Genomic DNA, 23,296 nt, shown 5'->3' with positions numbered 1-23,296 from the left:
TCCGTGCCGCGTCGTGAAAGGCACGGATCGTGACCACCGCTGCTGCTGCTGCATCGTCCGCTTCCCCCGCGTCCTCCGCCGCCCCGGGTGAGGGGTCGGCTTCGTCCGTCTCCGCGGACCCCGCCGAGTCCCCGCTGGGCTTCGGGGTCGGTGCCCGGGTCACTGCCGGCGTCATGGCCGACGACTACGCCCGGATCCTCGGCGAGACGCTCTCCGGTCTCGACGAGAGCTCGCTGGTGCGCGAGACCGGCGACGTCTCCACCTACGTCGGAGGTCACGAGGCGGACCTCCTGCGCTGGCTGATCGACCTCGGCGAGGGCCTCGCCCGCACCGAGCACCACGCCACGCTGACCGTGCACCTGTCGCGCGGCTGCCCTGGCGAGGTCGTCTGCGAGCTGCCCGGCGGCGCCGGACCACGACGTGCCGAGGTCCCGCCCCCGCGCCGGACCGGACGCTTCGCCACCGCCGAGTGGGCGCTGTACCCCTTGGCCGACCAGGACACCGGGGACGGCACCGCCCCCGATCACATGCGAGACATCTACGCGGCGATCGACCATGCCCGGGAGCTGGGCACCTTCCGCGGCTCCGAGCACTTCGTGACCCGTCTCGAGGGCGACCTCGGGGACGTCCTCGCGACCGCGCTCGCCGGTTGGGTGCTCGTGGGACGCGGCGTCCAGCACGTGACCAGCCATCTCACGCTCAGTCTCAACAGCCCGTCGCACGAGGTGCGCGATCTCGGTCCGGGGACGCGATGAGCGCCCCCGCCCGTGCACGGATGGACCTGCGCGAGATCGTGCTGATGGTGGTGCTCGGCATCACCTTCGGCTTCCTGTACTGGGTGTTCGTCCAGGCCTGGAACGGTCTGGCGATCGCCATGGGTCCCGCCGGCGACCTCGCCCAGCACGTCCTGGCCGGGTCCTGGCTGCTGGTGGGGCCCGTCGCGGTCGCGATCATCCGTCGGCCCTTCAGCGGCGTGATCGCCGAGGTCCTCGCGGCCGTGGTCGAGGTGGTGTTCCTCGGCAGTCCCGTCGGCCCGCTGCTGCTGGTGTCCGCGGCGCTCCAGGGCATCGGCAGCGAGCTGCCCTTCGCGCTGACCCGGTATCGCCGGTTCGGATGGGGCACCTTCGCCGTCTCCGGGGTGCTCGGCGCCGGTCTCGTCTTCTTCTGGACCGCGCTGCGCATGGGCTGGTACGGGCAGGACATCCTCGCCCTGCGTCTGGGTATGCAGGTCCTCTCCGGCCTCGTGCTCGGCGGCCTGCTCGCCAAGGTCCTGGTCGATGCCCTCGTGCGCACCGGGGTGCTCGACAACTTCGCGATCGGCGCCGCGCGCAGGAGCACCGGTTCGCAGGGGTCCGAGGACGCCGCCCCCGCTCGCCGTGTCCACTGAGGCGCCGTCGGCGTGCGGCGGCGCACCGCACGTCGACCGCGCCCCTGCGGTCTGCGCGGATCACGGCGCGGCCAGCGCCCACGAGAGGTCGGAGGACGGGGACGGGGGCCGGCCGCTGGTCCGGGCGGAGGACGTCGAGGTCATCCTCCCCTCGGGGGACGGCGTCGGGCCCTGGACCGGCACCATCCGGGCGGGCGAACAGATCCTCCTGCTCGGGCCCTCCGGCGCGGGGAAGTCCACCTTCCTGCTGGCGCTGGCCGGCGCCGTGCCGTCCCATGTGCGCGCACGCCTCCGCGGACGGCTGCGGATCGACGGGCGGGACCCGACGGCCGACGGGGTCGTCGCCCTGTCGGACGTCGTCGGATATCTCGGGCAGGACCCGGCCGACGGTGTGTGCCTGCCGGACGTCGCCGACGAGATCGCGCTGCCGCTGGAGAACCGGTGCGTGCCCCGGGCACGGATCGGGACGCAGGTGGCCTCCGCGCTGCGCCATGTCGCGGCGGGGCACCTGCAGCCCCGGCGGACGCGCGATCTGTCCGGCGGCGAGCTGCAGCGCGTGGCTCTCGCGGCGGCGACCGTCGCCGGCCCGAAGCTGCTGCTGCTCGACGAACCCACTGCGATGCTCGATGCCGACGGTGTGGCGGCGGTGCGGGAGAGCCTGGGATCGGTGGTCGCCGACGCCGGGGTGGCGACGGTGCTCGTGGAGCACCGGCTCGACGAGTGGGCGGGGGATCGAGGGGTCGCGGCGCTGCCGGCACGCACCATCGCCCTGGACCGCTCCGGGCACGTGCTGGCCGACGGCCCGACGGCAGGCGTCCTCGCCGAGCACGGCCGCAGGCTGCGGGAGGAGGGGTGCTGGCTGCCGTGGGACCTCGACCAGGAGCTCGCGCGGGAGGACCGCGGCTCCGACGATGATGGTGCCCGGGCGGAGCCCGAGGCCGGAGCCGAAGCCGGGACCGGGATCGCGACCGGGTCCGATGCGAGGATCGAACCGGGATTCCCGGGCCTCTCGGGCCCGAGCGCCGTCCCGCGACCGCTCGCGCTGCGGGCCCGCAGTCTCACGCTCGGGCACGGCGACACGACCGTGCTCTCCGGCATCGATCTCGACCTGGCCGCCGGCGATCTCGTCGCGGTCGTCGGACGGAACGGGGCGGGGAAGTCGACGCTGCTCGGTGCGCTCGCCCGCCTCGATCAGCCGCGGACAGGCACGGTCGTCGGGTCGGCTGCCGGGCTCGTCTTCCAACGACCCGAATCGCAGTTCGTCGGGACGACGGTGCGCGACGAGCTCGCCGACACGGGGGCGAGCCCGGAGCGGATCGAGGAGATGCTGGCCCGGCTGCGGCTCGCGGACTGGAGCGGGTCGAGCCCGTTCCGTCTCTCGGGAGGACAGCAGCGGCGCCTGTCGCTCGCGGCGATGCTGCTGCGTGACCGACCCGTCCTGCTGGCCGACGAGCCCGGGTTCGGCCTCGACCATGCCGCCCACCGCACGGTCATGGGCATGCTCAGGTCGGCGGCTGACGAAGGACGTGCGGTGGTGATGACCACCCATGATCTGCGGGCCGTGTCCGCCGCGGACGCGGTGGTGGTGATCGTCGACGGCACGGTGCTGCCACCGCTGGCCCCCGCCGCGCTGATCGCGGACCGTGCGCTGATGACCGCGGCCGGGCTGGTTCCCAGCGGCGGAGAGGGCGCAGGTCCCGTGGCCCGCGCAGCTGCCGTGACCGGGTCCCGCGGCGGGACCGTCGCCGGGGCCGGCGCCGGGGCCGGCGCCGAGCCGGTCGAGCCTGCTCCGGCGGTCCCGCTCGCGCACCGGAACCCGACGGTGCTGCTGGGGCTGCTCACGGCGGTCAGCGGACTGTGCCTGTTCCTCACCGACCCTGCGCCGCTCGCCGTGCTCTACCTCCTGCTCACCATCGCGGTGATGGTGGGCACGCGCATGGGGCCGCGCCGTCTGCTGCGCGGACAGCTGCCCTTCGCGGTCTTCGCTGCCGGGGTGTTCACCGTCAACGTGCTGAGCAGACCCGGCCGCGAACCGTGGCCGGATCTGCCCGTCCGCGTCACCGAGGAGGGGCTGGTGCTGGGTGCGGCCCTCGCCCTGCGCGCTCTGGTGATCGGGCTCGGTGCGCTCGGCGTCGCCCGCGCGACCGATCCCCGCCGCACCATGGTGAGCCTGCAGCAGCACGCTCGCCTGCCCGCCCGGTACGCCCTCGCGCTTCTCGCCGGTCGTCGTCTGCTCGATGATCTCCCGGAACGGTGGAGCGTCCTCACCCGGGCACACCGGGTGCGGCTGCCGCTGCGAGCTGACGGCTCGGTGCCGCCGCTCGGACCGCGCCGTCTGCTCGGTTGCGCGTTCGGCCTGCTGGTGGACGTGATCCGTGCGGCCGAGCGGATCGCTCTGGCCCTGGAATCCCGAGGGCTCGACGACGGTCCACGGACCGTCTGGAGGCCCGTGCCGTTGACCTGGGTCGATACCGTGCTCGTCGTCGCCGTGGCCGGCGTGGTCACCGGCGTGCTGATCGTGGTCTGAGACGAGCGCGAGGGGAGGGCGGGAGGAGCTTCTGCCGCGCCTCCGGTCGGATCAGAACCGTTCGCCGGTGAGGCGCTCGTAGGCCTCGACGTAGCGGTCGCGGGTCTGCTCGACCACCTCGGCGGGCAGCGCCGGTGGTGGGGTGTCGGTGCCCTTGTGCCAGCCGGAGGCGCGGGAGGTCAGCCAGTCGCGCACGAACTGCTTGTCCAGGCTGGGTTGGGTGCGGCCCTCGACGTAGGAGTCCGCGGACCAGAATCGGCTCGAGTCGGGGGTGAGCACCTCGTCGCCGAGCATCAGGGTGCCGTCGGTGCGCGAGCGGCCGAACTCGAACTTGGTGTCGGCCAGCAGGATGCCGCGCTCGGCGGCGATGCTCCGGGCCCTCTCGTACGCCGCGAGCGTGAGGTGCTCGAGCTCGTCGGCGAGCTCACGGCCCACCAGATCCCGGGCCTGGGCGACGGTGATGTTCTGATCGTGCTCCCCGGCCTCGGCCTTGGTGGACGGGGTGAAGATCGCCGGATCCAGGCGGGAGGCGTCGACCAGGCCGCCGGGCAGCACGTGCCCGCCGACGGAGCCCCCGGCCCGGTAGTCGGCCAGCCCCGACCCGGTGAGGTAGCCGCGGGCGACGCATTCCAGCGGCACCATGTCCAGGCCGTGGCAGCGCAGCGCGCGACCGGCGACGTCCGCGGGCACGTCGGTCGCGGAGATCACGTGGCTGGGGACGAGGTCGGACAGCTGGTCGAACCAGAAGCGGCTGATGGCCGTGAGCACCCTGCCCTTGTCGGGGATCCCGGGCTGCAGGGAGTGGTCGTAGGCGCTGATGCGGTCGGTCGCGACCACCAGCACCTCGCTCGCCTCGGCCGGGTCGACGCCGGCCGGGACGTACAGCTCGCGGACCTTGCCGGTGACGGCGTGGTCCCATCCGGACAGCTGCGGGGCCTCGACCAGGGGCGTGGAGGCGGTGGTGCTCATGCGGAGGCTCCCTCGTCGGAGATCGGGGTCGATGGGGCGTCCGGCGCGGTCCCGGCACCTGCCGACGATCCTGCGCTCGATGCGGACTGCGTGACGGGGTCGGACTGCGCGTCCCGGGCCGCGGTGCGGGCGATGTCGCGTCGGTGCTGGCATCCTTCGAGGGTGATCGCCTCCGCCCCGGCCAGGGCCAGCACACGGGCCGCTTCGAGATCCTCCCCGGCGCCGACGACGGACAGCACGCGGCCGCCGGCGCTGAGCAGCGCGCCGTGCTCGTCGCGGACCGTGCCGGCGTGGATCACGTGGGTGCCGAGCATCTCCGCCGCGTCGATCCCGGCGATGACGTCCCCGGTGCGGGCGGCGGCCGGGTATCCGGCGCAGGCGACGACCACGGTCACGGCGGCGGAATCGTGCCAGCTCGGGGGCGGGACGGCGCTGAGGTCGCCGCAGGCGGCGGCGAGCAGGAGGGGAGCGAACGGAGAGGCCAGCCGCTCGAGGACGACCTGCGTCTCCGGGTCGCCGAAGCGGGCGTTGAACTCGACCACTCGCACGCCCCGGGAGGTGAGGGCGAGGCCGCAGTACAGCACCCCGACGAAGGGGGTCCCGCGGGAGGCCATCTCGTCGATCGTCGGCTGGGCGACAGCGCGCACGACCTCGTCGGCCAGACCCTCGGGCGCCCAGGGGAGAGGGGAGTAGGCGCCCATGCCGCCGGTGTTGGGGCCCTCGTCGTCGTCCAGCGCGCGCTTGAAGTCCTGCGCGGGGGCCAGCGGGACCACCCGGGTGCCGTCGCTGAGGCAGAACAGGGACACCTCGGGGCCGTCGAGGAACTCCTCGAGCACCACGGAGCCGCCGGCGGTCAGCACCGCCTCGCCGTGGGCGATCGCGGCGTCGCGGTCGGGGGTGACCACCACGCCCTTGCCGGCGGCGAGCCCGTCGGCCTTGACCACGAAGGGCACGTCCGACAGCGGATTCACCCGGTCCAACCCGGCACCCAGCTCCTCGAGCGCGGTGACCGTCACCGACGCGGCGGTGGGAACACCGGCGGCGGCCATGATCTCCTTCGCCCAGGACTTGGAGCCCTCGAGCTGGGCGGCGGCGGCCGACGGGCCGAACACGGTCAGGCCCGCCGCGCGCAGACGGTCGGCGCTGCCGGCGACCAGCGGGGCCTCCGGGCCGATCACCACGAGGTCCGGGGACAGCTGACGCGCGAGCGCCACCTGGGCGTCCAGATCGCTGAGGGAGAGGTCGTGGCAGGTCGCGAGCTCGGCGATCCCGGGGTTGCCGGGAGCGGCGTGGAGCTCGGGTGCGGGATGGTCGGCGGCGAGGCGACGGATGATCGCGTGCTCGCGACCTCCGGAGCCGATGACGAGGATCTTCACGTCGGCCAGCGTACCGAGCGGGCCGCGCTCGCCGATGAAGTGACCGCACTGCGGCATCGGGGACGTGGACTCATGGCGCGCTCCGGTAGGGGGTGGGCCTACCCGGACGCGCCGAGATTCTCCGGCACCGGGGTCCACGCGCAGTACTCGAGCGTGGAATGCGTACTCGAGCGTGGAATGGAGGGATCGAGCATATCGCGAGGCCGAGCCCGATGAGTTTCACACCGCCTGTGCCGGGTGGGGGCCCACCGCCGACGCCGTTACGATCTGAGCCATGCCCGCCGCGTTCCCGGACCCCGACCGCACCGCGACCCCGGTGGGGTGGACCGTTCCCGTGCAGTGCCCCGCCAGGACGCGGGCCGCGGCATCGATCGCCCGGCTGCGCCTGGACGTGTCCTACGACGGCACGGCCTTCCGCGGATGGGCGACCCAGCCGGGCCAGCGCACCGTGCAAGGCGAGCTCGAGGAAGCTCTGGCCCGCGTCACCCGCACACCGCTGCGCGTGAGCGTCGCGGGGCGCACCGACTCCGGCGTCCACGCCCGCGGCCAGGTCTGCCACCTCGACGTGTCCCGCGACGTGCTGGCCACCCTCCCCGGGCGCTCCGACCGCAGCCCGGCCGAGGCCCTCGTCACCCGGCTCGCGGGGGGGCTTCCCGCCGACGTCGTCGTGCACGTGGCCCGCGAGGTCCCCGACGACTTCGATGCCCGCTTCGGCGCTCTCTGGCGTCGCTACACCTATCGCATCTCCGACGGTCCGGCCGTCCACGACCCGCTGCGGCGCGACGTGCTGCGACACCGCCGCCACCTGGATGTCTCCGCCATGGCACGGGCGAGCGCGACGCTGCTCGGCGAGCACGACTTCCTCTCCTTCTGCCGGCCCCGCGAGGGCGCGAGCACCATCCGCACCCTGCGCGAGCTGCGCTGGGAGCGCCCGGAACTCGGCCGCGCCGACGAGGGTCTGGTCGTCGCGACCGTGGTCGCCGACGCCTTCTGCCATCACATGGTGCGTTGCCTGGTGGGCGCCCTGATCCCCGTGGGGGAGGGGCGACGGGACGAGGGCTGGCCCGCCCAGGTGCTCGCCGCCCGCACCCGCGAGGCGCCCACCCGCGACGGTCTCGGCGCCGCCCCGATGTGCCCGCCGCAGGGACTGACCCTCGATCATGTCGCCTACCCGCCGGACGAGGAGCTCGCCGCTCGCGCCGCCATCGCACGGGCGCGCCGGGGCTGAACCGCTCGAACGCGGCGCGTGACGGAGCCGGAGATCACACCCTCGCCAGGCCCCGCCCGCGTTGACGCTGCCAGCTCGGACGCACTATCGTGGAGGGTCGTTGTGCCTTGATGTGTGCCCGACTCCGCAGCCGATTTCTCACGCCCGGCGCGAAAAGGGCATCTCACACACATCCAGGACCGCCGTCGCATCGTGTGCGGAGCGGGACGGGCGCAGCGACAGGGCCATGCTTTTACCCGAAGGAAGCGTGCCCACGGTCCATCGAACCGTGCCCGGTCGGCATCCCGCCGCCTGGGCACCATGACGAGAGAAGAAGGCACGAGTGCGTACGTTCACCCCGAAGCCCGGCGATGTCGAGCGTTCCTGGTACGTCATTGACGCAAACGATGTCGTCCTCGGCCGGCTCGCTTCCCAGGCTGCTCAGCTCCTGAGGGGAAAGCACAAGCCGGTCTTCGCACCCCACGTGGATGCAGGCGACTTCGTGATCATCATCAACGCTGACAAGGTCGCCCTGACCGGCAACAAGCGGGAAACCAAGCTGGCCTACCGCCACTCCGGTTACCCCGGCGGCCTCCGCGGCATCCCCTACTCCGAGCTGCTCGAGAAGAACCCCGAGCGTGCGGTGGAGAAGGCCATCCGTGGCATGCTCCCCAAGAACAAGCTCGCTGATCAGCAGATCAAGAAGCTGAAGATCTACTCGGGCTCCGAGCACCCGCATTCCGCTCAGCAGCCCGTTCCCTTCACCATCGATCAGGTGGCGCAGTAAGCGGGGGCGTCCCGCCACTCCGCCCTGCCGCACGGACGAACCAAGGAGAACCGTGACTGAGACCACCCCTGAGACCCTCGAGCCCACGACCGAGGAGACGGACGAGAACGTCCCGTCGAACTTCACCACCGAGTCGACCGGCGAAGCCGCCGTCGGCGCCGGTCAGTCCGCGACCGCGCCGGGCTACGGCACCGGCCGTCGCAAGCAGGCCGTCGCTCGCGTGCGTCTGATCCCCGGCTCCGGCCAGTGGACCATCAACGAGCGCAGCCTCGAGGATTACTTCCCGAACAAGCTGCACCAGCAGGAGGTCAACGACCCGTTCACGGTCCTCGACCTCAAGGGCCGCTTCGACGTCGTCGTCCGCATCACCGGCGGCGGCCCGTCCGGCCAGGCCGGTGCCGTGCGCCTCGGTGTCGCCCGCGCCCTGAACGAGATCGATCGGGACAACAACCGCCCGACGCTCAAGAAGGCCGGCTTCCTCAAGCGCGATGCGCGCATCATCGAGCGCAAGAAGGCCGGACTGAAGAAGGCCCGCAAGGCGCCGCAGTACTCCAAGCGCTGATCGGGCGCGGATCGTCGATCCGCACCGAGCACGCCGTACGCACGGCCCTCGACCCACGGCGGTCGGGGGCCGTTCGTCGTCCCGCGACCGCTCGCGCCCGGGATCAGCGCGCCGTGAGCACCGTCGCGCAGGAGAGGCGCGAGAGCTTCTCCGGGTTGCGGACGTAGTAGATCGCGGCGATGCGCCCGTCCCGGACCTGGGCGCTGAAGATGCCGTCCAGCTCGCCGTCGAGCTCGATGGCCAGGGCCGGGTGGCCGTTGACGGCGGTCGGTCGTGCCGTGAGGGTCCCGGCCGCCTTGCGCATCCCGCCCAGGAACAGGCGCGCGACCCTGTCGGCCCCGCGCACCGCATTGGGCACGGCCTGCTTGATGCCTCCGCCGTCCGCCAGCACCACGACGTCCGGGGCCAGCACGTCCATGAGCGCCTGCACGTCACCCGTCTCGATCGAGCGGGTGAAGGCGTCGAGCGTGCGACGCGCCTCCGTCGCATCCGTGCGGTGGTGAGGGCGGCGCGCCGCGACGTGCTCCCGCGCACGATGGGCGATCTGCCGCACCGCGGCGGGCGAGCGATCCACGGCCTCGGCGATCTCAGGGTGCGAGAAGCCGAACGTCTCGCGCAGCACGAACACCGCCCGCTCGGTGGGCGAGAGCGATTCGAGCACCACCATCAGCGCCATCGAGACGCTGTCGGCGAGCACCACGTCCTCCGCGACGTCGGGAGCGGTCAGCAGCGGCTCCGGCAACCACTGCCCCACGTAGTCCTCCTTGCGCCGCTCGAGGCTCCGCAGCCGGTTCAGCGCTTGACGGGTCGCGATCCGCACCAGGTAGGCGCGGGGCTCGCGGACCTCGTCGAGGTCCACCTCCGCCCACCGCAGCCAACTCTCCTGCAGCACGTCCTCGGCGTCGGCCGCGGACCCCAGGATCTCGTAGGCGACGGTGAACAGCAGGTTGCGATGGGTGACGAAGGCATCGGTCGCGGACCGGGGCGCGGCATCGGGCATGATCGACCTCTCGGGAGGGTGCTCAGTCTGCCAGGGAGGGGCGGTCCTGGACAGGGGCGAGGTCGGTGGAGGCTGCGGCGAGGTGTCCGGCCCGGCGCGGATCCTGCAGCAGGCCCAGGGCGCCGATGATGCCGGGCCGCCGCGACATGGTGCGCAGGCCGACCAGGGTCCCGGCGGTGACGGCCTCCTTGAGCCCGGCGCCGAGCCGGCCGCCGAGATGGGCGGGGAGCGCGGTGTCGTCGCGCCGCGCGAATTGGAGCACGCCTGCTCGGCGACCGAGGCTGAGGCACTGTCCGGGGATCGCGAGGGACCTGCCCCGCGGCGCGTCGCCGGCGATGCGCCGCAGCACCGTGTCCGCGGCCTGCGCCCCGAGGGGCTGCGCGGCGGCGCAGCACATCCGGTACGGCATCCCGGAGGGGGCGGCGCAGTCCCCGGCGGCGACGATCCGCTCATCGTCGAGGCTGGTCAGCGTCTCATCAGTGACCAGGCGGCCGAGATGATCGGTCCTCAGACCGCTGCGACGGGCCAGATCGGGGACGCCGAAACCCGCGGTCCAGACGGTGAGGGCGCTCGGCAGCTCACGACCGTCGGCGAGGCGCACGCCCCCGGTGTCGACGGCGGCCGCCCGGGCGCCCGCGCCGGCGAGGACCGTGGCACCGAGCCGGTCCAGCTGCCGCACCACCGTGGCTCGCGCCGCAGGGTGCAGGGACGGCGCGAGGCGGTCGCCGGCGAGCAGGGTGACCGGGCGGCCCAGCTCAGCGAGCTCGGCGGCGATCTCGATCCCGGTCGACCCGCCGCCGACGACGGTGACCGGTGCACGGGTCGGCACGGCCGACAGCGCGACGCGGAGGTCGTCGGCCTGCTCGAGCGTGCTCAGCGCGATGGCATGCTCCGCGGCGCCGGGCACCTCCGGCGTCGCGGCATGGCTGCCGACCGCATAGACCAGGTGGTCATAGCGCGCGACGGTTCCGGAGTCCAGCACGAGACTCCTGGATGGTGCATCGATCCTGGTCACGGAGTCGACGGTGAGACGGATGCTCGGCGCCAGCACGTCGGCGTACGGAACCGTCGCGCCGTACGAGCCGGTGGCCCGCTGGTGCAGGCGGATCCGTTCGACGAAATCGGGGCGGGGGTTGATGAGGGTGACGGACAGCTCGGCGGACGTGCTCAGCCGATTCGCGGCGACGACGCCGGCGTAGCCGCCTCCGATCACGACAGCTTCGCGGGTGCGGGTCATGGGTCTCACTCCTGGGTCTTCACGCGGGGTACGGGTCTGCCCATGGGACACCGCTGGGGTCGGAGGTGTGACAGCGGACCGCGAAGAGGGCGATGGCCCGCCTCCACCCGTCCGAGGCACAGCGGTCGGCCATGACTACTCTGGGGGCATGGTGGACGGCACTCGGCGCTGGTGGGGCGGACCGCTCGACACGGAGCGCCTGGCCCGGACCGAGGTGAGCCGGGTGCGCGACGCCGCTGCCGAGCTCGCCGCTGCCCGCGGCCTGGACATCCGCATCGACACCTCCGAGGCGCTGACGGCCGCGTCCTTCGCCGCCCATGAGCATCTGCGCATGGACGGCCGGGCCCTGCAGGCGTGGGGCGAGTTCTCCGGTTTCGTCGCAGCTCGTGACGGCTGGGTGCGTGTGCACGGCAACTATCCCCATCACGCAGCGATCATCCGCGAGGTGCTCGGCGTCGACGATCGTGCCGGCCTCGAGCGGGAGGTCGGGCGCCGCGAGGCCGCCGAGGTCGAGACCCGGATCTCGGCCGCCGGCGGGATCGCGGTGGCGGTCCGCACGGAGGACGAATGGCACGGGCATCCCCACCACCGCGCCACCGCCGACGACCCCTGGTCGAGCGTCGTCGAGCGCCGGGACAGGCCCGAGCTGAGCAGCCTCCGCGAGCCCATCACGGCTCCCGCCGGTGCGGTCGCGGCACGTCCCGCGACGCTGCCGCTGCGCGGGGTGCGAGTGCTCGATCTGACCAGGGTGATCGCCGGCCCCACTTGCACCCAGCTGCTCGCCTGCCTGGGCGCCGACGTGCTCCGGATCGATCCTCCGCACCGCCCGGAGATCCTCGCCCAGCATCTCTCCACCGGGATGGGCAAGCGCTCGGCGCTGCTGGACCTCCGACGCGACGCGGATCGGCTCCGGGCGCTCGCCGCCGAGGCCGACGTGATCCTGGACGGCTACCGTCCTGGTGCTCTCGTCGCCCACGGTCTGGGCACCGAGGACCTCGGGCGGACGGCCCCACAGGCGGTGCTCGTCTCCCTCTCCGCCTGGGGCGAGCACGGGCCCTGGGGCGGACGGCCCGGCTTCGACTCGATCGTCCAGGCCACGACGGGGATCGCTGTGCGCTGCGGCACCGGCGGGGAGCCCGGCGCCCTTCCCGTGCAGGCCCTCGACCATGCCAGCGGGCACCGGATGGCTGGGCACATCCTCGATGTCCTCCTCCGTGGCCGGGCGGCCACGATCCGGGTGAATCTGCTCGGCGCGGCCCGCACGCTGCTGGCCGAGCCGTCGCCGGAGGCACGGACCGCCCCGGCCGCGCTCGGACGCGAAACGCTCGAGGTGCTCGAGGTGCCGAGGGTTACCGTCCTGTCCGCCGACGGACCGCTGGAGACGGTGCCGCCGCCGCTGCAGATCGAGGGACGCACCCTCGAGGCTCCCGTCGGCGGCTACGGCTCAGCGACGGTGGACTGGGCCTGGTGGCGTCGGTGAGAGATTCCCCCGGTCCGCATGCTCCGAGATCTGCAGTTCCGTTCCCACCCGGCCCCATGGCAACTAAAACGCAGAGCTCGGCCGGGTGGGGAACGCAGAGCTCGGCCGGGTGGGGAACGCAGGGCTCGGCCGGGTGGGGACCGCAGAACTCGGCCGGGTGGGGCGGGTCGGAGAGACCGCCCCCGCACGGCCTCCGAGCGATCAGCTCAGCAGCTCCCGGATGTCCTCGGCGGTCATCGCCGAGCGGAACGCCTCCCCGCCGTCGGTGAAGGCGTCGAACAGCTCTGCCTTGCGCTGCTGCAGGGCAAGCACCTTCTCCTCGATGGTGTCCTCGGCGACCATCCGGTAGACCATCACCTGGTGGTCCTGGCCGATGCGGTAGGCGCGGTCCACGGCCTGGTTCTCCGCCGCCGGGTTCCACCAGGGATCCAGCAGGAACACGTAGTCGGCCTCGGTCAGCGTCAGCCCGAAGCCGCCGGCCTTCAGCGAGATCAGGAACACCGGGGCGTCGCCCTCGCGGAATCCGGCCACGGCGGCGTCGCGGTCGCGGGTGGAGCCGTCCAGATGCGCATAGCGGATGCCGCGCTCCTCGAGCTCGCCCGCGACGCGGTCCAAGTAGGAGGTGAACTGGCTGAACAGCAGCACCCGGTGCCCGTCGCCGAGCACCTCGTCGAGCCGATCGAACAGCGCCTCCAGCTTCGAGCTGGGCACCTCGCCGTACGCCTCGGCATCGACCAGTCGAGGGTCCAGCGCCATCATCCGCAGGAGGGTCAGGGAGCGGAAGACGATGAACCGCTGACGATCCAGATCGGACTCGATGAGGCCCAGCACCTTCTTGCGCTCGCGCTGCAGCATCGAGTCGTAGACCGCGCGATGCTCCTCGCCGAGCGTCACGGACAGCACCTGCTCGTGCTTCTCCGGCAGCTCGGAGGCCACCAGCTCCTTCGTGCGCCGCAGCAGGAACGGCCTGACGCGCCGGCGCAGAAGGTCCATCCGGCCCGGGTGCTCGCCCGTCTCGATCGGCACCGTGTACCGCTGGCGGAAGCCGTTCGCGCCGCCCAGCAGACCCGGGGCGACCAGGTCCAGGATCGCCCACAGGTCATCCAGCGAGTTCTCCATCGGGGTGCCGGTGATCGCCAGGCGGAAATCGGCGCGCACGCCCTTGGCCGCGCGGTGAGTGCGGGAGCGGCGGTTCTTGACGAACTGGGCCTCGTCGAGCACGAAGCCCCGGAAGGTCTGCGCGGCGAAGTCCTCGTCGTCGATGCGCAGCACCGTGTAGCTGGTCACGACCAGATCGGCGCCCGCGATGTGCTCGGCCAGAGACGTGCCGCGGGAGGCGGAGGTGCGATCGAGCACCCGGACGTCCAGGTCCGGGGTGAAGCGCTCGGCCTCGCGGCGCCACACCGCCAGCACCGAGGCAGGGGCCACGACCAGGAACGGGGGAGCCCCGGCGTCGGCCCCCGTGCGGGCGTGCTCCTCGCGGGTGTGGGCGATCAGGGCCAGGGTCTGCAGGGTCTTGCCCAGGCCCATGTCGTCGGCCAGCACACCGCCCAGACCCTGGGCGAACAGGGTCGCGAGCCAGGCATAGCCCTCCCGCTGGTAGGGGCGCAGGTCGGCGTCCAGGGAATCGGGCAGTGCAGGTGGGGCGGCGTCAGGGGCGGTCTGCACCCGGCCTATGGTGCGCTCCCAGGCCGCGCTCGCGGCGGCCTCGTCGGCCATCTCCTCGAGGTCGTTCCACATGTCCACCTGGAAGCGGCTGAGCCGCTGCTGCTCCGGTTCCCATTCCGCGAGCGCCTCGCCCTCGCGGATCAGCTCCCGCAGGGCGTCGAACGCCGGGTGGTCCAGGGAGAAGTAGGTCTTGTCCGGGAGCAACAGCCGGCTGCGGCCGCGGGCGAGGGCGACGAAGAGCGTGGGGAAGGGGATCTCCCGACCCTCGATGGTGATCTGGAAGCCGAGGTCGAACCAGTCGTTCCTGCCCGGCGTCGTCTGCTGGGTCACGCGCACGTTCGGGGCGCCGTCGAGCTCGCGGTACGCATGCCGCGTACCGACCACCTCGGTCTCCACGTGGTCCATCGCGGCGAGCACGTCGAGCACGTGCTCGGTGAACTCGGCGGTGTCGGGACCGCTGAGCAGCTCCGGGTCCGCGGAGCCGGCCCCCGGCCACACCGTCATCGCGGCGGCGATCACCTCGTCCTCGTGGGCGAGGTCGCGCCGCGCGCCCTGCCGCTGGTCGATCGGCAGGAGGCGATCGGGATCGTGGTAGTGCCAGGTCCAGCGCAGCGTGAGACGGTCGCCGGAGGCATAGGAGGCGGAAAGGCGCAGGGTGGGTCGCCGCGCGGCCGGGATCCCCACGCTGTCATCGGAGCTGATGACGCTGGTCAGGGAGCGCAGCTGGGGGTAGGCGACCTCGAGGAAGGCCTGCCGGTCCGCAGCCGGGACCTGCAGCGGTCGGCGGCGCTGGAGCAGGGAGCGCAGCGCGCGGGGCACCGGGGAGGCCAGCGGTGCAATGCGGGCTGCGAGGGCGTCCTCACCGTGCGGGGAGACGTCGAGCACCCCGGCGGCGCCCAGCAGTCGGGCCTGCGGGGCGTGCTCGCCGTCGAGGGTGAGGCGGGGAAGCACCTGGAGGTCCTCCGCCACCTCGTCCAGGCGCAGGTCGAGGCCGACCTCCGCCTCGCCCAGCAGCGTGATCGAGGTCAGGCCGGCGCCCGGCAGCAGCTCGACCCCGGCGTCGCGCGCGTGACGCAGCGACTGCCAGAGCAGCGGGGAGGTGATCGTGTTCAGCCACAGGTGGTCGATGGCCCCGCTGGAGTAGGAGCGCTCCGCGGAGGCGGAGGCGAACAGTCGCGAGAGGGCCTCGGTCTGGACGGCGTCGTAGTCCCGTGCCGAGAGCCGGCCCTCGAAGCTGCGCCAGGACAGGTCTCCCTTGATCCAGGACCCCGTACGACCGCGGGTCAGCGGCCGCAGCCCCAGCCACAGGTCGGCGTCGGTCCCCAGATCCGCCGGGGTGGCGGTCTCCCGGCGGTTCCGGGAGGCGCCCGTGCCGGAGGGGCCGGCTTCGAGATCCACCCCGATCGCCAGCGGCCGGGCCGCTCCGCGAGGGCCCGAGGAGCCCAGCAGGGGGCGCAGCACGCTGCGCCACTCGGGCGGCGGGTCCGAGGCCTCGGCACGGGTGCCCAGGTCGTTCAGGCGGTACAGCAGCGCCGCGACGTGCTCGCAGCTGCCCCCGGCGGAGCAGCTGCACCAGGACGAGTGCGTTCGCCACAGACCGCCCGGGGCCGAGGGCAGGAACCGCCGCGAGACGGCGTCCTCCTCGTACTCCACCAGCACCGCCCCGGGGTGCTGGACGGCGCCGTCCTGATCGGCGACGTCGGCGGTGACCGTCGAGGTGTCGGCGTCCCAGCGGAGGTCCTCGACGCTGCCGCCGCGGGCCCGGGCGAGCCCTCGACCCGCGGACCGGTCGCCGACGTGGTGGCTGATGGCCGACGGCAGCAGGCGGGGGAGAAGGACGGCGTCAGGCATACCTCCCAAACTAACGTCGCGAGCGGACCGATGACGAGCAGGGGCGGGTGCAGCGGGTAGTCTCACAGCCGACGTCCGCCCCGGGTCGCCCCCTGCGACGGCCCCGCCCGGACGACGACACCCCCGTTCTCATGAGGAGATCCCTGTGGCACGACTGTTCGGAACCGACGGAGTGCGCGGACGCGCCAACGGCGACATCACCGCGGAGCTCGCGGTAGAGCTCTCCGTGGGAGCGGCCCACGTCCTGGGAACTCTGGGTGCCTTCGGCGGCAGCCGGCCGCGCGCCATCGTCGCCCGGGACACCCGCCCGTCGGGGCACTTCCTCTCCGCCGCCGTCTGCGCGGGACTCGCCTCCGCCGGGGTCGACGTGTTCGACGCCGAGGTGCTGCCCACCCCGGGCCTGGCCCACCTGGTCCAGTCCACCAGCGCGGACCTCGGCGTGATGATCTCCGCGTCCCACAATCCCGCCCCCGACAACGGCATCAAGTTCTTCGCCCGCGGCGGCACCAAGCTGCCCGACGAGGTCGAGGACGCCATCGAGGCACGCCTCGGCGAGGAGTGGGACCGTCCCGAGGGCTCCGACGTCGGCACCATCACCCGATACGAGGGCGCGATCGACGCCTATGTCGAGCACCTGGTCGCCACCCTGGACCGCTCCCTGGAAGGACTCACCGTGGTCGCCGACTGCGCGAACGGCGCGGCCTCCGAGACCGGGCCGCTGGCGCTGCGCCGCGCCGGTGCCACCGTCCACGTGATCGGCGACCACGGCGACGGCGGCCTGATCAACGACGGCGTCGGCTCCACCCATCTCGGTCCGCTCCAGACCGCGGTGCGCGAGCACGGCGCCGACATCGGGGTCGCCTTCGACGGCGACGCGGACCGCTGCCTCGCGGTCGACGCGGACGGCGAGATCATCGACGGCGATCAGATCATGGGCATCCTCGCCCTCGACCTCAAGGAGAAGGGCCGCCTTCACGACGACACCCTCGTGGTCACCGTCATGAGCAACCTCGGTCTGAAGCTCGCCATGCGCGAGCACGGGATCCTGCTGGGCCAGACCGCGGTCGGGGACCGCTACGTGCTCGAGGAGATGAACCTCGGCGGGTACTCCATCGGCGGGGAGCAGTCCGGGCACGTCATCATCGCCGACCACGCCACCACCGGCGACGGGGAGCTGACCGCTCTGCACCTGCTGCAGCGGATCGCCGAGACCGGCCGCACCGCCCGCGAGCTGGCCGATGTCATGACCCGGATGCCGCAGGCGCTCATCAACGTCAAGGACGTCGACAAGGCCCGCGCCACGATCGACCGCGGCGTGCTCGACGCGGTCGCCGCGGCGGAGGCGGAGCTGGGGGAGACCGGCCGGGTGCTGCTGCGCCCCTCCGGCACCGAGCCCGTGGTCCGCGTCATGGTCGAGGCCCCCTCCGACGAGGTGGCCAGCTCGGTCGCCGAGCGCCTCGCCACCATCGTCCGGGACCGCGTCGCCCTCTGACCCCGCCCGGCTCTGACCCCGTCCGGCTCTGACCACGTCCGGGCCGGCCGTCCGCCCCGCCGGGCCACCCAGCTCCCACTCCCCGGCGCCGAGCTCTGCGTTGCTGGTGCCAAAATCGACGGTGGCAACAGCAACGCAGAGCTCGGCGGGTGGCCGGGTGGCCGGGTGGCCGGGTGGCCGGGTGGCCCGGGTGTCGGGGTGGCCCGGGTGTCGGGGTGGCTCGCGTGGCTGGGTGGGCCGGGTGGCCCGGGTGGTGGGGCCGGATCGGCGGGTGAGGTCACCCTCCTGCGGGTCGACTCAGACCTTGCGCAGGAGCACCGAGTGCACGCGGTGCCGGCCGTCCTTGCGCAGCACGAGGTCCGCGCGGCCGCGCGTGGGCAGCACGTTCTCCGTGAGGTTCGGCCCGTTGATGGTGCGCCAGATCCGCTCGGCCGTCTGTACGGCCTCGTCATCGGTGAGGTCCGCATAGCGACGGAAGTATGAGCGCGGGTCGGAGAAGGCCGTCCGCCGCAGCTGCAGGAAGCGGTCGACGTACCAGCGCCGGACGTCCTCGAGGCGGGCGTCGACGTACACCGAGAAGTCGAAGAAGTCCGAGACCGCCATCCCCAGGCGACCGTCGCGACGGGGCCGGGCCGGCTGCAGAACGTTCAGGCCCTCCAGGATCAGCACGTCAGGCTGCTCGACCACGACCCGCTCGTCCTCGAGGATGTCGTAGGTCAGGTGCGAGTAGACCGGGGCCTCGACCCGCTCCTGCCCGGACTTCACGTCGGCGACGAAGCGCAGCAGGCCGCGCCGGTCGTAGCTCTCGGGGAAGCCCTTGCGGTGCATGATCCCCCGCTTCTCGAGCTCGGCGTTGGGCAGCAGGAAGCCGTCGGTCGTCACCAGCTGCACCCGCGGCGTCTCCGGCCAGCGCGCCATCAGCTCGCGCAGCAGTCGCGCGGTGGTCGACTTGCCGACCGCGACCGATCCGGCCACGCCGATGATGTACGGAGTGCGGTGCTGACGCTGGTCGAGGAAGCCCTCTCGGTCCCGACGCAGGACCTGCGCCGCCGCGACCTGGATGTTCAGCAGGCGGGAGATCGGCCGGTAGACGGCGTCGACCTCGCGCAGGTCCAGGCGATCGCCGAGGCCGCGCAGCTTGGCGATGTCGTCCTCGGACAGCGGCAGCGGGGTCTGACTGGACAGGCGCGCCCAGTCCTCTCGCGGGATCTCCTCGAACGGGGTGACGGTGCTCGACGCTGACGCGGCCTTCATGTCGATGATTCTTCCAGCTGCGAGCCGGGAACTTCACCGCCACGCTGTGAGATGAGACCCGGACGCGACGGGAACGACGCCCGCGACCGACTGCCCTGCGTGCGATGACGACGTGACCCGCGGGAGGTCGCGCCCTGACAGGCCGTTCTCGGTACCGATCGCCCGACGCCCGACGCCCGACGCCCGACGCCCGACGCCCGACGCCCGACGCCCGACGCTCGGCACCCGGCACCCGGCGCTCGTCGTACGGCTCCCGGCACCCGGCACCCGGCCCTCGACGCGGGTCGGGCGACGGACGCCCGGCGCCACCGGGCGCGCCCCGTCGGCCGCACCGACCGGACCATGCCGTCTGCGCGAATCTGACCGGCCGTGCGCAGGATCGGCCAGGCGCATGCACGCGCCCCCGGCAGGGTGAGGAACGACTCTCACCGAGAGGGCTCGCACGCGGCACGGGAGCGCCGAGGTCGTTAGCGTGATCTGCATGTGTGGAATCGTCGGATACGCAGGCCCGCAGGCCGCAGCCCCCTCCTCCCGTCCCGTGGACGTCGCCCTCCAGGGCCTCGCCCGCCTCGAGTACCGCGGCTACGACTCCGCGGGCGTCGCCGTGCTGGACGACGACGCCGTGCGCGTGACCAAGCGCGCCGGGAAGCTCGCCAACCTCCGCGAAGCCCTCGACGGCGCGGCGGGTACCACCGGACAGGTCGCCATCGCGCACACCCGCTGGGCCACCCACGGCGGCCCGACCGACACCAACGCCCATCCCCACGTCGGCGGCCGCGAGGGCGAGCTCGCCGTGGTCCACAACGGCATCATCGAGAACTTCGCGACCTTGCGCGCAGAGCTCGAGAAGGACGGCTTCGCCTTCACCTCCGAGACCGACTCCGAGGCCGCCGCGCACCTGATCGCCCGCGAGATGGAGTCCACCGGAAACCTCACCGAGGCGATGCGTCGCAGCGCCTCCCGGCTGGAGGGTGCCTTCACCTTGCTGGCCGTGCACCGTGACGCCCCCGACACCGTCGTCGCCGCCCGCCGCAACTCCCCGCTGGTCGTCGGCCTCGGTGACGGCGAGAACTTCCTCGGCTCCGACGTGGCCGCCTTCGTGGACTCCACCAAGGAGGCCCTCGAGATCGGCCAGGACCAGGTCGTCACCGTCACGGCGGATTCCGTCGACCTGATCGACGTCGACGGACACGAGGTCACCGACGCCAAGCGCTACACCATCGAGTGGGACGCCGCCGCAGCGCAGAAGGGCGGGTACCCCTCCTTCATGGCGAAGGAGATCCACGAGCAGGCGAGCGCCGTGGCCGACACCCTGCTGGGTCGGCTGTCCGCCGGCTCCCTCCAGCTCGACGAGATGGACATCGACCCCTCCGTGCTGCGCAGCGTCGACAAGATCGTCGTGGTCGCCTGCGGCACCGCCGCCAACGCCGGTGAGGTCGCCAAGTACGCCATCGAGCACTGGTGCCGCATCCCCACCGAGGTCGAGCTCGCCCACGAGTTCCGCTACCGCGACCCGGTCGTCACCGAGAAGACCCTGGTCGTGGCCATCTCGCAGTCCGGCGAGACCATGGACACGCTGATGGCCGTGCGCCACGCCCGGGAGCAGGGCGCGAAGGTGATCGCGATCTGCAACACCCGTGGTTCGACCATTCCGCGCGAGTCCGACGCCGCGCTGTACCTGCACGTCGGTCCCGAGATCGCGGTCGCCTCCACCAAGGCGTACCTGGGTCAGATCGCCGCCTGCTACCTGCTGGGCCTGTTCCTGGCGCAGGTGCGCGGGAACCTCTACCCCGACGAGATCGCCGCGCTGATGTCCGACCTCGAGCAGATCCCCGACCAGATCCAGCAGGTGCTGGACAACTCCGGGCAGATCGAGCGACTCGCCGACGAGATGCAGGACGTCACCAGCGTGCTGTTCCTGGGCCGTCACGTCGGCTATCCGACCGCGATGGAAGGTGCCCTGAAGCTCAAGGAGATCGCCTACATCCATGCCGAGGGCTTCGCCGCCGGCGAGCTCAAGCACGGGCCGATCGCTCTGGTCGAGGAGGGTCAGCCGGTCTTCGTCATCGTGCCCTCGCCCCACGGTCGCCACTCGCTGCACTCCAAGGTGGTCTCCAACATCCAGGAGGTCCGCGCCCGCGGCGCCCGCACCCTGGTGATCGCCGAGGAGGGCGACGACGAGGTGCTGCCCTACGCCGACGAGGTGATCCGGGTGCCCGCCACCCGCACCCTGTTCGCGGCCCTGCTGACCGTGATCCCGCTGCAGATCTTCTCCTGCGAGCTGGCCACCGCGAAGGGCCTGGATGTGGACCAGCCCCGCAACCTCGCCAAGTCCGTCACCGTCGAGTGACGTCGGCGGCTGCGCGCTGATCCCGCCGCAGACCGACGCCCTGACTCGTCCCGCCCCGTCGCCGGCTCCGTGCCCGTCGAGCCCCCGCCCGCCGATTCCCGGGCCGGGGTGTGATACTGCGGGGATGAGCAGTTTTCCGACCGCGACGCCGACGCCCGGCCCCGACGACAGCTTCGGGGGCCGGGCGTTCGCGCCCCGTGAGGACGGCACCGTGGCCGGCGTGGGCGTCGACGTCGTGGACATCTCGCGCCTGGCCGCGCTGATCGATCGCACCCCCGCCCTGCTGGCACGCCTGTTCACCCCGCAGGAGCGGGATCTGTCGGCCGCCTCCCGCGCCGCGCGGGTCGCCGCGAAGGAGGCCGTGGGCAAGGCCCTCGGCGCCCCCGGGGACTTCTCCTGGCAGGACGTCACCGTCGAGCGCACGGAGGCCCGCCGCCCTTACCTGCGCCTGCGCGGAGCCACCCTGCGGGCCGCCGAGGCCCAACAGGTCGCCCACCTGCACCTCTCGCTCTCGCACGACGGGGACATCGCGACCGCGATCGTGGTCGCCGAACGCGCCGAACGCGCCGAACGCGCCGGCCGCGCCGAACGCGTCGACCGCGCCGACCACGCCGACCACGAGGAGGCAGGATGATCCGCGGATACACCGCCCAGCAGGTCCGTGCCGCGGAACGCCCCCTGCTGGACGCCGGACGGCCTCTGATGCTCCATGCCGCGCGCGCCCTCGCCGGCCGTGTCGCGGAGCACCTGCGCGCCCCGGACGCGCCCCGGGTCCTCGTGCTCGCCGGCAGCGGGGACAACGGCGGGGACGGGCTCTACGCGGCCGCCCTGCTGCGCGGTCAGGGGATCGTCGCCGACGCGATCGCCACCGCCGACGGGTTCCACGCCGGCGGCGCAGAAGCCTTCCGCGAGGCCGGGGGCACCCTCCACGCTCTCGACGACGCCGACCCCGAGGACCTGCGGGCCCGGCTCGCCGAGGCCGACCTGGTGCTGGACGCGATCGTCGGCATCGGCGGCCGCGCCGAGGTCCCCGCGTACCTGACCACGCTGCTGGAGGAGGTGCGTCGCAGCGGAGCGCCCGTGATCGCGGTCGACGTGCCCAGCTTCGTGGACGCCTCCACCGGGCTGGCGGCACCCGGAGCCCTCACGGCCCGGGAGACCGTCACTTTCGGCGCCGTCAAAGCAGGTCTGCTGCTGCCCGGCGGGGCCGAGCTGGCCGGTCACGTCCACCTCGTCGATCTCGATCTGGCCGATCATCTCCCGGCCGAGCCCACGGTGATCCGCCTGGGTGACGCCGAGGTGACGGAGCGCTGGCCGCAGCCGGAGCGGGACGCCACCAAGTACTCCCGCGGCGTGGTCGCCCTCGTCGCCGGCAGTCCCCGCTTCCCCGGCGCCGCGGTCCTGGCCGCCTCGGGGGCGGCCCGCACCGGCGCCGGGATGGTCCGGGTCATCGCTCCGCAGAGCGTGCTGGACCTCGTACTGCGCACGCGCCCCGAAGTGGTCGGTCATCCGGCGGAGACCGTCGACCCGGAGGCGATCGGCCGCCTGCACGCCCTCGTGGCCGGCCCGGGCCTCGCGAGTGATGATCCTCGCACCCGCGCCGGCGTCGATCTGCTGAGCACCGCCGGGGGAGAGAACACACCGGGGGAGGTCTCGCGGGGCGTGATCGACGCCGGGGGCCTGGACGCGATCGGCGCCGCGCACCGCTTCCCGGGCGACGTGGTGCTGACTCCGCACCGCGGGGAGGCGGACCGTCTGGCCGAGCGCCTCGGGATCGACCCGGACCTCCCGGGTCCCGATCTCGCGATCGCTCTCGCGACGGCGACCGGAGCGACCGTCCTGCTCAAGGGCGCGATCACCCTCATCGCCCCCGCTGACGGCGGACCGCTGTGCGCCCAGGACGACGCCACCAGCCAGCTCGCCACCGCCGGCACCGGCGACGTGCTCGCGGGGATGATCGGAACTCTGCTCGCCGCCGGTCTGACGGGCCCGGACGCCGCGACGCTGGCCGCGATCCTGCACGGCCGCGCCGGGCGCCTGGCCTCCCGGGGCGGGACGCTGCCCCTGGTCGCCCTCGACGTCGCCGAGCACCTCCCGGAGGCTCTCGGGACTATCCTGGCGGGCGCCCTGTCGTGAACCGAGGAGCTCG

General features: G+C 73.0%; 17 protein-coding genes. 11 read left to right on the top strand and 6 right to left on the bottom strand.

The features are described from left to right. The first annotated feature begins 29 nt into the window (after nucleotides 1–29). Genes BH708_RS08220 through BH708_RS08210 form a run of 3 tightly spaced genes read left to right on the top strand, consistent with a single transcriptional unit; the run spans nucleotide 30 to nucleotide 3,914 of the window. A complete protein-coding gene (locus tag BH708_RS08220) occupies nucleotides 30–755 on the top strand; it encodes a YkoF family thiamine/hydroxymethylpyrimidine-binding protein (RefSeq protein WP_076808008.1) in 726 nt (241 codons plus the stop codon). After that, the gene (locus BH708_RS08215; RefSeq protein ID WP_076808007.1) at nucleotides 752–1,387 is read left to right on the top strand and encodes an ECF transporter S component; all 636 of its coding nucleotides are present in this window, start codon (nucleotides 752–754) and stop codon (nucleotides 1,385–1,387) included. Before BH708_RS08220 ends, BH708_RS08215 begins: the two co-directional genes overlap by 4 nt. Further along, entirely contained in the window at nucleotides 1,377–3,914 is a 2,538-nt protein-coding gene (locus BH708_RS08210; protein WP_076808005.1) for an ATP-binding cassette domain-containing protein, read from the top strand. Before BH708_RS08215 ends, BH708_RS08210 begins: the two co-directional genes overlap by 11 nt. Before the next feature lie 51 nt (nucleotides 3,915–3,965). On the opposite strand, the gene BH708_RS08205 is transcribed toward BH708_RS08210, so the two are convergent. Both BH708_RS08205 and purD read right to left on the bottom strand, forming a co-directional pair. Beyond that, nucleotides 3,966–4,883 (bottom strand): phosphoribosylaminoimidazolesuccinocarboxamide synthase, encoded by a 918-nt coding sequence (locus tag BH708_RS08205; protein ID WP_076808003.1) that lies wholly within the window; start codon nucleotides 4,881–4,883, stop codon nucleotides 3,966–3,968. Further along, nucleotides 4,880–6,259, bottom strand: coding sequence for a phosphoribosylamine--glycine ligase (gene purD / locus BH708_RS08200; RefSeq protein WP_083713897.1), 1,380 nt, complete (start codon nucleotides 6,257–6,259; stop codon nucleotides 4,880–4,882). Before purD ends, BH708_RS08205 begins: the two co-directional genes overlap by 4 nt. A 274-nt stretch (nucleotides 6,260–6,533) precedes the next feature. Between purD and truA the strand changes: the two genes are divergently transcribed. The 3 genes from truA (at nucleotide 6,534) to rpsI (ending at nucleotide 8,815) form a co-directional block, all read left to right on the top strand. Next, nucleotides 6,534–7,487 (top strand): tRNA pseudouridine(38-40) synthase TruA, encoded by a 954-nt coding sequence (gene truA / locus BH708_RS08195; protein WP_083713386.1) that lies wholly within the window; start codon nucleotides 6,534–6,536, stop codon nucleotides 7,485–7,487. Nucleotides 7,488–7,809: 322 nt separating this feature from the next. Further along, the gene (rplM, locus tag BH708_RS08190; RefSeq protein ID WP_076808002.1) at nucleotides 7,810–8,253 is read left to right on the top strand and encodes a 50S ribosomal protein L13; all 444 of its coding nucleotides are present in this window, start codon (nucleotides 7,810–7,812) and stop codon (nucleotides 8,251–8,253) included. A gap of 52 nt (nucleotides 8,254–8,305) precedes the next feature. After that, a complete protein-coding gene (gene rpsI / locus BH708_RS08185) occupies nucleotides 8,306–8,815 on the top strand; it encodes a 30S ribosomal protein S9 (RefSeq protein WP_076808000.1) in 510 nt (169 codons plus the stop codon). A gap of 103 nt (nucleotides 8,816–8,918) precedes the next feature. On the opposite strand, the gene BH708_RS08180 is transcribed toward rpsI, so the two are convergent. Both BH708_RS08180 and BH708_RS08175 read right to left on the bottom strand, forming a co-directional pair. Beyond that, nucleotides 8,919–9,815: an RNA polymerase sigma-70 factor gene (locus BH708_RS08180; protein WP_076807998.1), complete on the bottom strand. Its 897-nt coding sequence runs from the start codon at nucleotides 9,813–9,815 to the stop codon at nucleotides 8,919–8,921. A 22-nt stretch (nucleotides 9,816–9,837) separates the two neighbouring features. After that, nucleotides 9,838–11,052 (bottom strand): NAD(P)/FAD-dependent oxidoreductase, encoded by a 1,215-nt coding sequence (locus tag BH708_RS08175; protein ID WP_076807997.1) that lies wholly within the window; start codon nucleotides 11,050–11,052, stop codon nucleotides 9,838–9,840. Nucleotides 11,053–11,200: 148 nt separating this feature from the next. On the opposite strand from BH708_RS08175, the gene BH708_RS08170 reads away from it, so the two are divergent. Beyond that, nucleotides 11,201–12,532 (top strand): CoA transferase, encoded by a 1,332-nt coding sequence (locus BH708_RS08170; RefSeq protein WP_076807995.1) that lies wholly within the window; start codon nucleotides 11,201–11,203, stop codon nucleotides 12,530–12,532. Between the two features lie 201 nt (nucleotides 12,533–12,733). On the opposite strand, the gene BH708_RS08165 is transcribed toward BH708_RS08170, so the two are convergent. Then, nucleotides 12,734–16,051, bottom strand: a complete 3,318-nt coding sequence (locus BH708_RS08165) for a DEAD/DEAH box helicase (RefSeq protein ID WP_076807993.1) — start codon at nucleotides 16,049–16,051, stop codon at nucleotides 12,734–12,736. A 145-nt stretch (nucleotides 16,052–16,196) separates the two neighbouring features. On the opposite strand from BH708_RS08165, the gene glmM reads away from it, so the two are divergent. Beyond that, nucleotides 16,197–17,543 carry a phosphoglucosamine mutase gene (gene glmM, locus BH708_RS08160; protein ID WP_076807992.1) on the top strand — a complete coding sequence of 449 codons (1,347 nt, stop codon included), beginning with the start codon at nucleotides 16,197–16,199 and terminating at the stop codon, nucleotides 17,541–17,543. Nucleotides 17,544–17,840: 297 nt separating this feature from the next. On the opposite strand, the gene coaA is transcribed toward glmM, so the two are convergent. Continuing rightward, a complete protein-coding gene (gene coaA / locus BH708_RS08155; RefSeq protein ID WP_076807990.1) occupies nucleotides 17,841–18,797 on the bottom strand; it encodes a type I pantothenate kinase in 957 nt (318 codons plus the stop codon). 481 nt (nucleotides 18,798–19,278) lie between these two features. Between coaA and glmS the strand changes: the two genes are divergently transcribed. The 3 genes from glmS to BH708_RS08135 all read left to right on the top strand — a co-directional run bounded on the left by glmS (nucleotide 19,279) and on the right by BH708_RS08135 (nucleotide 23,283). After that, entirely contained in the window at nucleotides 19,279–21,147 is a 1,869-nt protein-coding gene (glmS, locus tag BH708_RS08145) for a glutamine--fructose-6-phosphate transaminase (isomerizing) (protein ID WP_076810996.1), read from the top strand. 124 nt (nucleotides 21,148–21,271) lie between these two features. Beyond that, the gene (locus BH708_RS08140) at nucleotides 21,272–21,781 is read left to right on the top strand and encodes a holo-ACP synthase (protein WP_076807987.1); all 510 of its coding nucleotides are present in this window, start codon (nucleotides 21,272–21,274) and stop codon (nucleotides 21,779–21,781) included. Next, nucleotides 21,778–23,283, top strand: a complete 1,506-nt coding sequence (locus BH708_RS08135; protein ID WP_076807985.1) for an NAD(P)H-hydrate dehydratase — start codon at nucleotides 21,778–21,780, stop codon at nucleotides 23,281–23,283. The genes BH708_RS08140 and BH708_RS08135 overlap by 4 nt, the downstream gene beginning before the upstream one ends. Nucleotides 23,284–23,296: the final 13 nt, after the last annotated feature.

Origin of the sequence: Brachybacterium sp. P6-10-X1 (assembly GCF_001969445.1) — a bacterium.
In the GTDB taxonomy this organism is placed as follows: Bacteria; Actinomycetota; Actinomycetes; order Actinomycetales; family Dermabacteraceae; genus Brachybacterium.
The sequence above is the reverse complement of the archived record's forward strand: the minus strand, read 5'-3'. Positions and strand labels throughout refer to the sequence as shown.

Excerpts from the sequence above, each read along its gene's own strand:
- BH708_RS08215 (WP_076808007.1), top strand. The coding sequence starts at position 752 with ATGAGCGCCCCCGCCCGTGCACGGATGGACCTGCGCGAGATCGTGCTG.
- BH708_RS08205 (WP_076808003.1), bottom strand. The coding sequence starts at position 4,883 with ATGAGCACCACCGCCTCCACGCCCCTGGTCGAGGCCCCGCAGCTGTCC.
- truA (WP_083713386.1), top strand. The coding sequence starts at position 6,534 with ATGCCCGCCGCGTTCCCGGACCCCGACCGCACCGCGACCCCGGTGGGG.
- BH708_RS08180 (WP_076807998.1), bottom strand. The coding sequence starts at position 9,815 with ATGCCCGATGCCGCGCCCCGGTCCGCGACCGATGCCTTCGTCACCCAT.
- BH708_RS08175 (WP_076807997.1), bottom strand. The coding sequence starts at position 11,052 with ATGACCCGCACCCGCGAAGCTGTCGTGATCGGAGGCGGCTACGCCGGC.
- BH708_RS08170 (WP_076807995.1), top strand. The coding sequence starts at position 11,201 with ATGGTGGACGGCACTCGGCGCTGGTGGGGCGGACCGCTCGACACGGAG.
- BH708_RS08165 (WP_076807993.1), bottom strand. The coding sequence starts at position 16,051 with ATGCCTGACGCCGTCCTTCTCCCCCGCCTGCTGCCGTCGGCCATCAGC.
- coaA (WP_076807990.1), bottom strand. The coding sequence starts at position 18,797 with ATGAAGGCCGCGTCAGCGTCGAGCACCGTCACCCCGTTCGAGGAGATC.
- glmS (WP_076810996.1), top strand. The coding sequence starts at position 19,279 with ATGTGTGGAATCGTCGGATACGCAGGCCCGCAGGCCGCAGCCCCCTCC.
- BH708_RS08140 (WP_076807987.1), top strand. The coding sequence starts at position 21,272 with ATGAGCAGTTTTCCGACCGCGACGCCGACGCCCGGCCCCGACGACAGC.
- BH708_RS08135 (WP_076807985.1), top strand. The coding sequence starts at position 21,778 with ATGATCCGCGGATACACCGCCCAGCAGGTCCGTGCCGCGGAACGCCCC.